Here is a 12,932-nt window from a genome sequence, read left to right as displayed (position 1 = left end):
ATCATGATGACGATCTGATGAACACTTTGCGGCCCTCCACCCTGAGCCTGCCCTCTGAAAACAGCCTGACTGCTTCGGGGTACGCCTTGTGCTCCTGCTCCAGTATCCTTGCCGCAAGCGTTTCCTCTGTGTCGTTGTCCTCGACAGGCACCGTCCTCTGGAGTATCACGGGCCCCGAATCGACCCCTTCGTCGACAAAATGCACGGTACAGCCGGACACCTTGACGCCGTATTCCACGGCCTGCCTCTGGGCGTGCAACCCGGGAAACGACGGCAGCAGGGCAGGGTGGATGTTCAGTACCCTCAGCTTGAAGTGGCGCACAAACTCGGGGCTTATTATGCGCATGAAACCTGCAAGGCAGACCAGGCCGTCCTGCGGGGTCACGCCTGCCCCTTCCAGCGCGGCGACCAGCTTTTTGTCATAGTCCCACCCCTTGGCGCCTTCGGGCAGGACGACCTTTGTCGGGACGCCGTACCTCTCGGCAGTCTTGAGCCCTGCCGCGTCGGCCTTGTTAGAGATAACGATGCGGGGCCTTGCACTTGGTATCCTGCCTGCCTTGACTGCCGCAAGTATCGCCTCCATGTTGCTGCCCCTGCCGGATATGAGTATGCCCAGGTTGGTAGTAGTAGTGGTGCTAGTCGCCGTCGCCATAAAGCATGCTATGTGCCCTGCCGCCTGTTCTTAAATGTCTCTGGGGGAGGGACACACTGCATAGCGGTTAAATTTCGGCACGCAGGTAATTGCGTGCGCGGCATATGCGTCGTCAATTCTCGTATTTTGTGCTGCTGGTAGTGGTGATGATGATGGCAGCAGCAATGCCCGTGCCTGCAGTTGCCGTCCTTGCACCCGCTTTTGCCTTGACATACCCTGCCTCCTTTACGTCGACGCCGGCTCTGCACGACCTTGAAGGAAACGATGTCTCTTCGGTCCGTGCCGGCAGGCAGGCAATGCTTGCCATGCACGTCGTAAATGTCGAGCCCCGAGAGATGCCGTTTCTGGCCATAATCGAGGTCAGGGACTCGGACGACATTACGGTGCATCTTGGCTGGACGGGCGGCAGGGCCGGGCCAAACAGCGCACACGACCTGGGGTGGTCGTGGCTGCCGGACAGGCCGGGAAACTATGAGCTCCGAACGTTCGTTGTTTCCGAATTAAAGTCGCCCCGCGTGCTCTCGGCGGTAGAGACAAAGGCAGTGACCGTGGTCAAATAAAAGAAAAAGGAAGAGGGGCTCAGAAGCGCCTTTCCTGCTGTTGCATCTGCTCCCTTGACGAGCGCTCGACCGAGCCTGCAAAGTTGGAGGCGAGCCTCGCCATCTCCCTTGCGTTGTCCTTGGCATAGTTGAGCGTGGTCTTGGCCGCTTCGAGGTTTGCAGACAGCAGGTTGTTGGCCATCCTAGTCGCGGCCACGGACGCGTCGGCAAAGCTGCCCGCCATCCTTGTGTACGCGTCTGCCACCGCCTGCGGCGACATGTTGAACCACAACATCTGCTGCTGCATCATGCTCTGGTTCCAGTTTGACTGCATGGAATTGATCATCGACCTCTGGGCGTCGAGGTAGCTCTCGGCCATCTCTTTCGTGGCGTCAATGGTCTGGTTCTGATAGTCGTTCATCACCTGCGTGTGCTTGGACATCTGCTGCCTCGCCTCGTTGATGGCCTCTCTTATGTTCTCCTTGGTGGCGTCTATCGACCTGCTCACCGCCTCCTGCTGCTGCCTCTGCTGCGCGCCGCCAAAACCGCTGCCTTCCCTGCTCCCCTGCTGCTGCCTCGCAGCCTCCCTGTTAGCAGCAGAGGTGGCAGTGCTTTCCCTTTCATCCCTTGATCTGTTATCTTCTTTACTCGATGCCATATGCATCATGATTACCTGCTTTAAACAAAAGAGTTTTGACATCAGGTTACCTTAGACACTTGCGTGCTTTAGAACCCTGTTTGAAAGAAAGTAAGAGGAAATGAAAGAGGGAGCGGCTTTGTTTAAAAAGTGACTCTGTCATGCTCAATCAAGATCACAGGTCCGGAATTTCCACGCTCACGTCCTGACTTTTTAAAGCCAGAGGGAGCTAAATCTTAAAATAGCAAGCTCTGCTAGGCATGACAGCTCGGGAATGGGGACGACAGCAGGAGGGACGGCAGAGTCGGCGGTGTTTGTTGACAGGTCTGGCATAGCGGTCAGGCGCGCAGACGGCACCACCATTGCGCTCGACCCGTCAAAATCTGCCGACTGCCATTTCACTTTTGTGTCGCACGCCCACGTCGACCACCTCCACCGCCGCTCACGCCCTGCAGGGAAAGGCGACAACAGCAGCCATGGATCAAAGCTGATAGTGTCAAGGGCGACGTCGCTTCTTGCAAGCGCAAGGGGGTACGACATCGCCGACGGTAGCGACGACGATGATGAGGAGCACGACGGGTTCCAGCTTGTGGACACCGGCCACATCCTGGGCTCGCGTGGCCTGCTGGTGGGCGACGACGAAGTGTTTTACACAGGCGACCTTTCCACGAGGGAGCGCGCGTTCCTAAAGCCGGCGCGCCTCCCGCACGCCCGCACCCTGATAATCGAGTCCACCTTTGGCAGGCCAGAATACTCTTTCCCTGCCATCGACGAGATCACGCACAAGACAAACAAGATAATCTCTGAAATGTACGACATGGGAATCCCTGTCATCCTGATGGGGTACGCGCTTGGCAAGGCGCAGGTGCTGACCAAGCTGTTCGGGCACTGGGACCCGGTGTTTGTCCACGACTCGGTAGCCAAGATGAACGCCATACATTCCGACCTGGGAGTCGAGTTAAAACACGCAATGGGCCACACAGAGGCAGAAGAGAAGGGGCTGCTTTCAAAGCGCCGGCCCTGGGTGATGGTGGCGCCACTTATGAGCGGCCGGAATGCGTTTGTAAAAAGGATGAAGGAGCGGTACGGCGCAGTCACCGTGGGCTTTTCCGGCTGGGCAGTCGACCCGCGCTACCGCTACACCATGGGGCTTGACTATGCCATGCCCTTTAGCGACCACTGCGACTATGAGGAGCTGATGCAGGCAGTCAGGCAGTGCAGCCCTGAGCAGGTGTTCACGTTCCACGGCTTTTCAGAGGAGTTTGCAGCCTCTCTCAAAAGGATGGGGTTTGACGCCAAGCCGATAGCAGGACACGAAAAGAAGAAAGAAGAGCGGAGGAAGAAAGAAAAGGTCGCCACGCTGGACTCGTTCCGGTCCGCCTGACTATTTTACTTTCTTTCCTGCTCCCTGAAGTAGGGGATGACCTTCTTGCCGAACATCTCGATGTTCTTGAAGTAGCCGTCTCCCCAGAACCTGATGATAAAGTGGTTCGTGCCTGCCTTGATGAACCGCTCCAGCATCTCTATCACGTCGTCCGGCGAACCCACGCCTATTGCGGTGCGGGCGACGCTGTCAGGTATCTGGAGCGCCGCCTTTTTCATCGCCTCCATCAGCTCCGGCTTGTCCATGGTGTACTCGGTAAAGTACTTGCGGAAGTCAAACTCGGACGACTGGGGTATGTTGTGCACCTTCAGCAGTTCTGGCTTGTACAGGCTGACCTTGACTGCGTTCTTCATCTTGTTCCACGCCTCCTCGCCGTCGTCAGAGAAGTAAATGTCGACGTCGTTTGCGAACTGGAACCCGGACAGGTCGCGGCCGAGCCTCTTGGCGTGATCTCTGATTACGTTGGCGTGCGCCTTGAAAAGCTCTGGCGTGTAGCCTATAGGTATCCAGCCGTCGCCGTAGGTTGCGCACAGTTCCAGCGTCTTTGGGGCGCCTGCCGCAATGTATACGGGCGGCCTGGGCTTTCTTATGCTCTTTGCCTGGAGGCAGGCGTTTATCAGCCTGTAATATTCGCCGTTATAGCTCACCTTGTTATCTGGGCTTGACTCGAACAGCCTCTCGATGACTTCAAGCTGTTCCTTGAATTTGGTCACCGGCTTTGAAAACTCGATCCCAAAGTCGACCACGTTCTGCGCCTCGCCTGCGCCGATGCCAAGCACGCCCCTGCCGTTTGTTATCCTGTCAAGGGTTATCGTCGAAAGCGCAATTGCAGATGGGTGGCGGCGTATGGCGTCTGTGACGCACGTGCCGAGCTCTACGTTTCTTGTCACCGCGCCCAGCGCGGCAAGCATCAGCCACGCGTCGTTCACGACTGCGTTCTTCCACTGCGGCACGTTCGAATGATCCATGGCCCACACCGAGTCATAGTCGAGCCTGTCTGCCATCTGGGCAGCAGTCATTATCTGGGTCTCGTCAAGGCCGAGCCTGGCGACGTTGAGGCCCTGTGTAAAGCCGAATTTTATCCTGCTCAAGCGTGATCCTCCGCAAAAATCCTCTCAATCATTTGCAGTATGGAAAAATCCCGGGCATATTTAAGCATATCAAACGGACGTTCTATTCTTGAAAAACCGGCACGTTTTGAGGTGAAATGTTGCGATTTAAGGTGCTGTTGAATCTCTTGGTATTGTAATTGAGTGTTGAAAAGTGAGTGTTACTTTTGACCGCTGGGGAAACGCGACACCGATAGATTCAACAGCACCCGATTTAACGCATGTCAAAAGAAAATGTGCAACGTGTCAACGTTGGTTGAACCACCGTGTAAAATTGCAACGGCGCAAGGAAAGCCATGTTCGCCGCCGAAGCCGAAAACGAGGAGTTCATGAGGGTAGTAGACGACCTTGTGGCGGGAGCCGAGAGCGACCCCGAGCTTGCGCAGGGGCTGAAATGGATAGACATGCAGTCGCGCGAAAAGGGCGTGACTTTCTACGAGATGACGCTCATCGTGCTGAAAAAGCACATGGCAGAGCGCAGGGCAAGAGAATGGCTCAAGGCCAAGGTCTCGCCTGCCTGACGTACACAAAAAAGAAAAATTACTTTGCTCCCTGCACCGCCCTGGTCACGGCAGGCTGTATCCGCTTGTCCGTCACGTCGGGCAGTATGTTGAAGGGCGCCAGCTTGTCCTTTGGCACGAGGTCTGCCAGCGCGTTTGCCACCGCCACCAAAAGCTTTTGGTCGATGTTGCGTATCCTGTTGTCCAGAATCGCCCTCATCGTGAACGGGAATACCAGCGCGTTGTTGGCCCTGTTTTCAAACTTGTAGCTGCCTGTGGCTATCACCCTTGCGCCGGCCTGCGCTGCAGTGCGCGGGTGTATCTCGGGGTCAGGGTTTGTCAGCGGGAACACGATGGCGTCCCTGTTCATCGAGGCCACCATCTCGCCTGTCAGCAGCCCCTTGATGCCTGACACACCGATGAACGCGTCCCTCCCCTTCACCGCGTCTGCAAGCGTGGCAAGGCCGGCCTTGCTGCTTCCGTCCCTGTCTGTCATCTCGGCAAGCTCCAGCTTGTACTTGTTCATCGTGGTGAGGTCGCGGGCCTTTGATATCACGCCCTGCGAGTCCGTGACAGTAATGTCCTGAACGCCTATCTCCTTCAGTATCTTGACGATGCCATAGCCAGCCGAGCCTGCGCCTGCAACTACGACGCTTGTGTTCTCCGGCTCCCTCTTGGTCAGCCTCATCGCGTTCAAAAGCGCGGCCAGCGTGACTACGGCAGTGCCGTGCTGGTCGTCGTGGAACACGGGGATGTCAAGCTCTGCGTTGAGCCTGTCGACTATCTCCAGCACCTTTGGAGTCTCGATGTCTTCGATGTTGAGTCCGCCAAAAACGGGGGCGATGTTCTTGACGGTCGCGATTATCTCGTCAATGTTGGTGGTGGCAAGGCATATCGGAAAGGCGTCCACGTTGCCAAACTGCTTGTACAGCAGGGCCTTGCCCTCCATCACGGGCAGCGCGGCCTCGGGCCCGAGCTTGCCAAGGCCAAGCGTCCTCGTCCCGTCGGTGACGATGGCAATGTTGTTCCACTTTGACGTGTATTCATAAGCCTTCTCGCGGTCCTGCGCGATTGCTCTGCACACCTCTGCGACGCCGGGCGTGTACGCTACGCTTATGTCGTGCATGGTCCTTATCGGGACCTTGCTCTTGATCTCTATCTTGCCCCTCAGCCTCCTGTGGAGGTCGATGGCTTCTTTGCCGAGGTTGGGCTTTTTGCTTGCAGCGGCCCGCCTCTGTGGCGGGGGCGTCTCTCTCAGGCTTTCCAAAGACGGTTCTTACTAGCTAGGGGGCCGGCGTCTGTTTATCAGCGTTTCCTTATCCTTTCTGTCTCTATTGTTGTTGTTGCTGTTGTTGCTGTGCCGCCTTGCGCTCTGCCAGCGGTACATACTCGCAGCCCATGGGGCCGCAGTACCGGCCGATGTAGACTGCCTTTGGCCTGTAGAGCGCAGGCTTGGGGGCGGCCTCGGCAAACTTTTCCTCAATGACATGAGCCGACCAGCCGGATATCCTCGACACCGCAAATATCGGGGTGTTGAGGTCCATCGGGATGCCCATGCTGTAGTATATCGAGGCCGAGTACAGGTCGACGTTTGGGTAGATGGCCTGCCTTTTGTTCTCTATCATCCATTTTTTCGTGGCCCTCTCAACCCTCTCGGTGATCTCGTACCACTTGTTGTTCTTTTCCCTGGAGATGGCCTTTGACAGCCGCGACAAAATGTCGGCCCGCGGGTCGGTGGTCCGGTAGACTGCGTGGCCCATGCCCATCACCCTGCCGCCTGTGGAGAGCCTGTTTGCGACCCACTTCTCGACGTTTGCGGGGTCGCCTATCTCTAGCAGCATCTTCATCACTTGCACGTTTGCGCCACCGTGCAGCTCGCCTGAGAGCGCGCCTGCCGCGCCTGATATCGCGGCGTACATGCTCGCCCTTGTGGAGGCTATCTCTCGCGCCGCAAACGTGGACGCGTTGAACGAGTGCTCGGCGTGCAGTATGAGGCAGATGTCCATCACCTTGGCCTCCTCTGCAGACGGCTCGACGCCCCGCAGCATGTAAAGGAAATTGGCAGCGTGGGAGCCCTCCTCCATCGGGTCGACCACGTGGTGGCCGGTGCGAATGCGGTTCCATGCGGCCACGATGGCCGGTATCTTGGCTATCAGCAACACGGCGCGCCTGACATGCGCCTCCTTTGACGCGTCCTCTATGTTCAGGTCATAGTCGGCTAGCTCTGATATGCACGACTGGAGCACGTCCATCGGCTGCGCCCTCTTGGGCCTATTCTTCAAGTTCTTTATGATGGGCTCTGGCAGGTTGCGGGCCTCGCGCAGCCTGCGGCCAAAGTCTGCCAGCTGCTCCGGGCTTGGCAGCTCGCCGAAAAGCAAAAGGTACGACGTCTCTTCAAAAGTGGAATGGTTGACGAGGTCTAGTATGTCAAAGCCCCTGTAGATGAGCTTGCCGTTCTCGCCATCGATGGCGCATATCCTCGTGTCTGCGACTTCGATGTTGCGGAGGCCGATGTTGCGCGCGTCCATCTATCTCAGCGGCAAGCTTGGCAAAATTTCTATATTAAAGTAGTGTCGCAGGCAGCAAGAGCCCGGGCACTGCAGGCACACTTTTCACGGCATCGCGCCGTCTGCCACCACCAGGTACTTTTACTGCCGCCTGGATAGCCGGTGACCGTATGTTTCTGTGCGTACAACATTTGTGTATGTGTGTATATGGATTAAAATATCTTGGAGGTGCTCTTCTTGTCATGGCATCGGCAGCAGCTGCGCCGGAACCAGAGCCATCGTCGTCATCGTCGTATGTCCGACTAGGATATGGCTCTGCACTCCTGGCTGCTGCTCTGTTTGGTTCTATATCGACCGTGGCCAAGCCTGTCGCCTCATCCATCCACCCGCTCTTGCTCTCGTCCTTTGTATATCTTATAGCTGCGGCCACGCTGGCTCCGCTGGCTTACTCAGGCAGGGTACAGCAGAGACAACAACAACGACAGCAAACGCAGCATACACTCGGGCGCAAGGATTACATGCTTGTGATAGCAATTGCAGCGGCAGGCGCGGCAGCAGCTCCGACTCTCTATTTTGCAGGCCTGCAGACCGCCTCTGCGGCAGACTCCGCGCTCCTTGTCAATGCTGAGATCATCTTTACGGCGGCCATCGCCATAGCTTTTTTCAAAGAAAGGCTGCGGCCGCTGGGCTACTTGGCATTCGTGCTGGTGCTCACTGGCGTCGTTATCATCACTACGAACCTCCACTTTGCAGACGCTGCACTCTTTTCGGCTCAGACATACTACGGCGACATACTCATCCTGTCGTCAATGCTCTTCTGGGCTATAGACAATAACATCAGCAAATTAGTCGTGCACAGGATCAGCGCCGCCAAGGCTGTGCACCTAAAGTCTGCTATAGGGGGTGGGGCGCTCTTTGCAATAGCGGCGTTTCTTGGAGTGCCTCTGGCCCCTATAACTACCAATGAATTACTGTCTGTCTTGTTGCTTGGGGCGGCCGGCTTTGGAGCTTCACTGTACTTTTTCTTTGAAGCGCTAAAGCGGATCGGTACTGTAAGGAGCATCATTATACTGTCAACGTCTTCTGTATTCGGGCTGGCCTTTGCAGTACTTTTTCTAGGCGAACAGATCTCTGGCTACCAGCTACTAGCAGCTGCCATCATGCTTGGCGGGATCTATATGATAAACAGGAAAGACGCATCATCGTCACCATCTTCCACGCAGCATCCTCTGATGCGTCCTGAGGAATAGGTGGAGAGATGGAAAGAGAAATTCTCTGCTGCAGCTTGGCATATGGGGAGAATACAGGAACGGACAGCAGCAACTTTTCCTCTCTTTCTTTTGCCTGACCTCTACTTTTTCTTCCTTGAGCCCGGTATCGCGTCTGTACTAAGGGATTCGACAAACTGCCCAAATCTGATCCTTTTAAGATGACTCGGCATCATGTCTACCCTGACTGAAACCCTGTATAGCTTGCCCTTGTGCTGGAATTGGTACGTCGATGACTCGACATCATCTTCCTTGTAGTAGTATCCTGCCGCTGCGTGGCGATAGCCCTCGACTTTGCCCGCCAGCCTAGCTCTTATCCTTTCGGTCTGGTACTGGGAGATCATCAGGTCGCCCATTACATCTTTGGTATCTGAATTCCTGTCGTCATGCTCTTTATCGAAAGTATCTCTTTTTCGCATAGAACAACACCTCGGGTATAAAGAATTCCTGCAGGTCTGAGGGGAGAAAGTTGACTTCTAATGACGCTCTCCCCAAGGCAAAATCCTTCAAGAAATCCTCGCCTACTATCTTTACCAGCTTTTTGACAGGATAGACGTACATGTGGTCTATCCATGAGGGGTATGCCGCCCGCACATACTTGTGCTTCTCTGTCAGCTTTAACGTAAAGTACCACGCAAGCCCCTCCCGAAGCTGATGAGAATGGTCTCTGTTTATGATGCCGTGTATGAGCTCGTGAAGGTAGTGACTATACTTTGCGGCATCGCATCTTATGACTATCTCTTGCGTACGGTAGTCTGTGAGCCCTATGGATCTCGTAATGTCATACGGATCCTGCTGCATCCTCGGGCTCTTTCCCGTACCGGCTACTGCGTTTCTTCCTGCGCTAGGACACGAAACTCAGTACCTTCCGCATCTCGTCATGCGCGATATCCTCTGTAAGGAAGGTTATGCGATCCCCTCCATAGTTTCCACTATATTCTCTATACTGTGTGTATGACACCGTCCTTTTCACCAAACGGCTTCGATAGTTGCCGATTGAAATTTCACATCTATTTCTTAAAAGAGATATGGGATTTGGTTGATAGACTTGCCATGTGAAAAATAAGGAAGCTAAAGACAAGGCACAATGTTTCCGCTCTATTCTATCTGTCCGCCCTGCACGCTAGCGCCGACCCTCCCGCCTGCACTCTCTTCACTAGACTCGGCTTTGTGCAAAAAGAAGGTTTTTCTGCGACTCCACAACATGCCGTTTTTGCCCCTGAACCCCGCAAATTCTGGATGAGCAAGCTTTTGTCAGGATGGGAATAAACATATTGGCAAATGCCAGCATATCGATAGGTGCTGTGATTGAGTGAGGGTTGGTGATGAGCTTGATCTTGGCAGATGGTAGTGGCGCAGCAGCGGTGGGGAGAGTAAGACAATAGAAAAATGGTCGCCAAAAAGATGTGGTGCCTCACAATAAGAATAAAGAAAAACGACCAGCTGAAGGGAAAGCAGAGGCTCTACACTGCAATCCTAGACTATATGATGAAGGCAGGAATCTCGGGCGCTACCGTGGTAAATGCTGTAGACGGCTTTGGGAGAAGGGGCAAATCAACGCTGCACATCGAAGGCATTTCCATCAATCACCCTGTAGTTATCGAAGTTGTTGACGAGCCTGAAAAACTTCTGCCACTGCTGCCAGACATCAAGCACATGGTGGACGATAACGGTGTGATGACGTACCAAGAAGTGTACATGCTGTAGAAACAGCAAGAACGATAAAACCCTGCCAAAGGGCGAACTAGAGGAGGGGTGCCTTTGATGTTACGGTGCCTGCGACGTCCTTGCTGTACTTATCCGACAGCTGTCTCTGCCTTTTGACGCCAGTATAACACCTTTCCTGTCGAGCTGCCGCTCACTTCTATCCACACGTACTTGTCAAACCGACCAACCACCTTTTGCTGTCTTATTGATTTTGACTAAAAAAGAAGCAGGTGGACTTGGTGTTCAAAAAGTCGCAGCGGTTACTAGCTTTTTTCTACACAGGTCTCCTGATCAGATCTATTATATGTGGCTGGCCTGCAGTATGGTGTGCAGCAGCTGTCGTATTAATGGCACAATCTTCTATCACTTTTCTTACAAAAGTGTCTGCAGAAGAGTCACAAAGGGTTTTCATGCTGATGGAAAGCGCTAACAGAATGATAGGTGAGTATTTCGGGGTCACGACATCCTTTGACATCCTGATCTGCCGCGGCAGCTGGGAGATGGAAGTACAGGTCATATCGAGAAAAGAGAGCGCCGGCATCGCCTTTGTACCCGGCGGCAGCGCCAAGCTAGCAGGAATGACTGACTATGGGCTGGGCGAAATAGTCATCCGGCTTGACAAGGCAAAGTTCGGCCATTACGTTCACGAGCTCGTGCATGGCATCCTGGCCCCGAATCTACCTCACCAGCTGCGGGAAGGGCTGGCATGGTACTTTACACTAAAGCTGACAGAGGGGCACAGGTATGCAATGACGCTGCCGCCTTCGTGGGTAGAGGAGCTTTATGTAAACCCTGTCAAAAAGCTGGCAGGCATTGTGGGTAACGAGTTTTTGAAAGACTTTGCACTTGGGAAGGCAAGCGTCGAGGACTCGCTGCTGCCGGCGGATGTCCGCGACCTCTTTTTGCCAGAAGAGGTATTTTATGCTAAAAGGCGTTATGGAGAATAGAAAATATTTTGCCGATAAATGAGAAAACAATATCGTATGGTGGATTTTTTTGCTGATGTAAAGGGTACTGTCAAAATAATTACAAATATATGAAAATTTGCAGGATGATATTATCACAAACATCAATAATTGCGCCACTATTCACAAAATATAAGTAGTTTGCGACGGAACCTATGCTGATGGAATTTGTAGACTCTAGTGTGGTGGAGCAGATCGAAATCAAAATGATACGGCCATCGCAGTTTGCAATTCGGGACAAATTCCAAAAGAACGATCCAGAGTTTGAAACCCTCGTCAATAGCATCAGAGAGCATGGGCTTTTGCAGCCGATACTCATCAGGCCCCTCACATTGGGCTTTGAAATAGTCGCCGGCCACCGGCGGTTCAACGCGTGCAAGAACCTCCGGTGGCGCTATGTCCCTGCCAAGATAAGAGAGCTGACCGACAAGCAGGCTTACGAGATACAGCTTACAGAGAACATCCAGAGAAAAGCGATGGATCCTCTAGAGGAGGCAGAGGCTTTCCGCAGGTACATCGTGGACTTTGGGTGGGGAGGCATGACAGAGCTTGCAAAAAAGATAGGCAAGAGCGAAGAGTATGTCTCACACCACATGCAGCTGCTGAAACTGCCTGATGACATCAAGGAGAGGATTGCAAACAGGTCGCTGAACGTCAGCCAGGCCATAGAGATAGCCCAGATCCCGCAGGAAAAGCAGTCGCTGATAGTCGAGCACATCATGAACAACAAGCTTACGGTTAGGCAGATCCGCGAGCTCAAAAGCGTGCTTCATGACGACGGCAACGGAGCCGACGACATGGCCTGCGTTGCTTCACCCCGGGCGCGGGGTCCGATCATTGCCAAAAAGACATACCTCACGCTAAAGATAGCGCTGAACCGGCTGGACAACCTGATAAACGAGGTCCACAACACGGTAGAACCTGATCAGAGGGCCGAGATAATCGGCTTCCTGATGGGGGTCAGGCTCAAAGTCCATTCGCTAATAGATGACAGCATTCGCTTCAAGAACAACAGCATGAAAAAGTGAGGCGGCGTTTCCGGCTTGAGCTATCTCGGCAGGAACGGTGGAACCCACTCTTCAAGGAACTTCTTGAATTCCTTGCTCGTGTATGCAAGTGAGTGGAATGAGGGATCCTTTATTGGCATAAAGTCGTAAACCTCGTACGACTGGATAATGTCGCCAAAGAGGTTCCTGTAGATGTCGCTCTCTTCGTCTGCCATCTCCTCTGATGGAAACGATTGGACGCATATCCAGTCATAGCCTCCCCTCGTGCGCCCGGAAAAGAGCACAAACGGCGCGTCGGCCAGGTACTTCTTCAGGCCTTCGAGCCTTTTCGGAAGATGCTGTGATGTCCTAAATGTCACAAGCACCACCCTCGTGACCCTGCGTCGTGTCTTTTTGGTGTCAAACGAGATTGTGTAGCCGGTTATAACTTTCTCGCTCTCGAGCCTTGCTATTCTTGACTCTATCTCTTCGATGGTGATCTCGATGCCGTTCCCCTTCAAAAAGTCCCATATCTCCCATGCGTCTTGCTTTGCATCCTTGCTCATTGCCGAAATTATCAATTCGTCGACATCGTCGATAGTCAAGCCTGTGAAGCATTAGCGCGAGTAGTTTATAGATGTTTTCCGCATTTTGGGCAACTATTTTTGTTGAACTTGT

At 53.9% G+C, this 12,932-nt stretch carries 15 protein-coding genes; 7 read left to right on the top strand and 8 right to left on the bottom strand.

Annotated elements, in window-relative coordinates:
• Nucleotide 1 precedes the first annotated feature (1 nt).
• Complete coding sequence (gene purN / locus WKI84_RS03980; RefSeq protein WP_337862233.1) at nucleotides 2–652, bottom strand: phosphoribosylglycinamide formyltransferase; 651 nt, start codon at nucleotides 650–652, stop codon at nucleotides 2–4.
• 104 nt (nucleotides 653–756) lie between these two features.
• On the opposite strand from purN, the gene WKI84_RS03975 reads away from it, so the two are divergent.
• Complete coding sequence (locus tag WKI84_RS03975) at nucleotides 757–1,212, top strand: hypothetical protein (RefSeq protein WP_337862232.1); 456 nt, start codon at nucleotides 757–759, stop codon at nucleotides 1,210–1,212.
• A 19-nt stretch (nucleotides 1,213–1,231) separates the two neighbouring features.
• On the opposite strand, the gene WKI84_RS03970 is transcribed toward WKI84_RS03975, so the two are convergent.
• Nucleotides 1,232–1,849, bottom strand: a complete 618-nt coding sequence (locus WKI84_RS03970) for a hypothetical protein (RefSeq protein WP_337862231.1) — start codon at nucleotides 1,847–1,849, stop codon at nucleotides 1,232–1,234.
• Between the two features lie 253 nt (nucleotides 1,850–2,102).
• Here WKI84_RS03970 and WKI84_RS03965 point away from each other — a divergent pair, with 253 nt between their 5' ends.
• Nucleotides 2,103–3,212 (top strand): MBL fold metallo-hydrolase RNA specificity domain-containing protein, encoded by a 1,110-nt coding sequence (locus WKI84_RS03965; RefSeq protein ID WP_337862230.1) that lies wholly within the window; start codon nucleotides 2,103–2,105, stop codon nucleotides 3,210–3,212.
• A 5-nt stretch (nucleotides 3,213–3,217) separates the two neighbouring features.
• On the opposite strand, the gene WKI84_RS03960 is transcribed toward WKI84_RS03965, so the two are convergent.
• Nucleotides 3,218–4,303: an LLM class flavin-dependent oxidoreductase gene (locus tag WKI84_RS03960; RefSeq protein ID WP_337862229.1), complete on the bottom strand. Its 1,086-nt coding sequence runs from the start codon at nucleotides 4,301–4,303 to the stop codon at nucleotides 3,218–3,220.
• 314 nt (nucleotides 4,304–4,617) lie between these two features.
• On the opposite strand from WKI84_RS03960, the gene WKI84_RS03955 reads away from it, so the two are divergent.
• Complete coding sequence (locus WKI84_RS03955) at nucleotides 4,618–4,842, top strand: hypothetical protein (RefSeq protein ID WP_337862228.1); 225 nt, start codon at nucleotides 4,618–4,620, stop codon at nucleotides 4,840–4,842.
• 19 nt (nucleotides 4,843–4,861) lie between these two features.
• Here the strand turns inward: WKI84_RS03955 and WKI84_RS03950 are convergent, their stop codons facing one another.
• A complete protein-coding gene (locus WKI84_RS03950; RefSeq protein ID WP_337862227.1) occupies nucleotides 4,862–6,088 on the bottom strand; it encodes an NADP-dependent malic enzyme in 1,227 nt (408 codons plus the stop codon).
• A 64-nt stretch (nucleotides 6,089–6,152) separates the two neighbouring features.
• A complete protein-coding gene (locus tag WKI84_RS03945) occupies nucleotides 6,153–7,349 on the bottom strand; it encodes a citrate/2-methylcitrate synthase (RefSeq protein ID WP_337862226.1) in 1,197 nt (398 codons plus the stop codon).
• Between the two features lie 221 nt (nucleotides 7,350–7,570).
• Here WKI84_RS03945 and WKI84_RS03940 point away from each other — a divergent pair, with 221 nt between their 5' ends.
• Complete coding sequence (locus WKI84_RS03940; RefSeq protein ID WP_337862225.1) at nucleotides 7,571–8,578, top strand: DMT family transporter; 1,008 nt, start codon at nucleotides 7,571–7,573, stop codon at nucleotides 8,576–8,578.
• Between the two features lie 101 nt (nucleotides 8,579–8,679).
• Here WKI84_RS03940 and WKI84_RS03935 read toward each other — a convergent pair whose 3' ends face one another.
• Both WKI84_RS03935 and WKI84_RS03930 read right to left on the bottom strand, forming a co-directional pair.
• Entirely contained in the window at nucleotides 8,680–8,952 is a 273-nt protein-coding gene (locus tag WKI84_RS03935) for a hypothetical protein (RefSeq protein ID WP_337862224.1), read from the bottom strand.
• A gap of 37 nt (nucleotides 8,953–8,989) precedes the next feature.
• Nucleotides 8,990–9,397, bottom strand: coding sequence for a hypothetical protein (locus tag WKI84_RS03930; RefSeq protein WP_337862223.1), 408 nt, complete (start codon nucleotides 9,395–9,397; stop codon nucleotides 8,990–8,992).
• A 588-nt stretch (nucleotides 9,398–9,985) separates the two neighbouring features.
• On the opposite strand from WKI84_RS03930, the gene WKI84_RS03925 reads away from it, so the two are divergent.
• The 3 genes from WKI84_RS03925 to WKI84_RS03915 all read left to right on the top strand — a co-directional run bounded on the left by WKI84_RS03925 (nucleotide 9,986) and on the right by WKI84_RS03915 (nucleotide 12,296).
• Nucleotides 9,986–10,303 carry a DUF190 domain-containing protein gene (locus tag WKI84_RS03925; RefSeq protein ID WP_337862222.1) on the top strand — a complete coding sequence of 106 codons (318 nt, stop codon included), beginning with the start codon at nucleotides 9,986–9,988 and terminating at the stop codon, nucleotides 10,301–10,303.
• A 416-nt stretch (nucleotides 10,304–10,719) separates the two neighbouring features.
• Nucleotides 10,720–11,250 (top strand): hypothetical protein, encoded by a 531-nt coding sequence (locus tag WKI84_RS03920; protein ID WP_337862221.1) that lies wholly within the window; start codon nucleotides 10,720–10,722, stop codon nucleotides 11,248–11,250.
• A gap of 173 nt (nucleotides 11,251–11,423) precedes the next feature.
• Nucleotides 11,424–12,296 (top strand): ParB/RepB/Spo0J family partition protein, encoded by an 873-nt coding sequence (locus WKI84_RS03915; protein WP_337862220.1) that lies wholly within the window; start codon nucleotides 11,424–11,426, stop codon nucleotides 12,294–12,296.
• Nucleotides 12,297–12,316: 20 nt separating this feature from the next.
• Here the strand turns inward: WKI84_RS03915 and WKI84_RS03910 are convergent, their stop codons facing one another.
• Nucleotides 12,317–12,859, bottom strand: a complete 543-nt coding sequence (locus WKI84_RS03910) for a histidine kinase (protein WP_337862219.1) — start codon at nucleotides 12,857–12,859, stop codon at nucleotides 12,317–12,319.
• Between the last annotated feature and the right edge of the window lie 73 nt (nucleotides 12,860–12,932).

The organism is Nitrososphaera sp., from assembly GCF_037447015.1.
In the GTDB taxonomy this organism is placed as follows: Archaea; Thermoproteota; Nitrososphaeria; order Nitrososphaerales; family Nitrososphaeraceae; genus Nitrososphaera.
Note: the sequence above shows the minus strand (reverse complement) of the source record. Positions and strands in the feature narration are given on the sequence as shown.

What these genes read in the sequence shown, in the direction of transcription:
- purN (WP_337862233.1), bottom strand. Translation starts at nt 652, where the DNA reads ATGGCGACGGCGACTAGCACCACTACTACTACCAACCTGGGCATACTC.
- WKI84_RS03975 (WP_337862232.1), top strand. Translation starts at nt 757, where the DNA reads ATGCGTCGTCAATTCTCGTATTTTGTGCTGCTGGTAGTGGTGATGATG.
- WKI84_RS03970 (WP_337862231.1), bottom strand. Translation starts at nt 1,849, where the DNA reads ATGGCATCGAGTAAAGAAGATAACAGATCAAGGGATGAAAGGGAAAGC.
- WKI84_RS03965 (WP_337862230.1), top strand. Translation starts at nt 2,103, where the DNA reads ATGGGGACGACAGCAGGAGGGACGGCAGAGTCGGCGGTGTTTGTTGAC.
- WKI84_RS03955 (WP_337862228.1), top strand. Translation starts at nt 4,618, where the DNA reads ATGTTCGCCGCCGAAGCCGAAAACGAGGAGTTCATGAGGGTAGTAGAC.
- WKI84_RS03945 (WP_337862226.1), bottom strand. Translation starts at nt 7,349, where the DNA reads ATGGACGCGCGCAACATCGGCCTCCGCAACATCGAAGTCGCAGACACG.
- WKI84_RS03940 (WP_337862225.1), top strand. Translation starts at nt 7,571, where the DNA reads ATGGCATCGGCAGCAGCTGCGCCGGAACCAGAGCCATCGTCGTCATCG.
- WKI84_RS03935 (WP_337862224.1), bottom strand. Translation starts at nt 8,952, where the DNA reads ATGGGCGACCTGATGATCTCCCAGTACCAGACCGAAAGGATAAGAGCT.
- WKI84_RS03930 (WP_337862223.1), bottom strand. Translation starts at nt 9,397, where the DNA reads ATGCAGCAGGATCCGTATGACATTACGAGATCCATAGGGCTCACAGAC.
- WKI84_RS03925 (WP_337862222.1), top strand. Translation starts at nt 9,986, where the DNA reads ATGGTCGCCAAAAAGATGTGGTGCCTCACAATAAGAATAAAGAAAAAC.
- WKI84_RS03920 (WP_337862221.1), top strand. Translation starts at nt 10,720, where the DNA reads ATGGAAAGCGCTAACAGAATGATAGGTGAGTATTTCGGGGTCACGACA.
- WKI84_RS03915 (WP_337862220.1), top strand. Translation starts at nt 11,424, where the DNA reads ATGCTGATGGAATTTGTAGACTCTAGTGTGGTGGAGCAGATCGAAATC.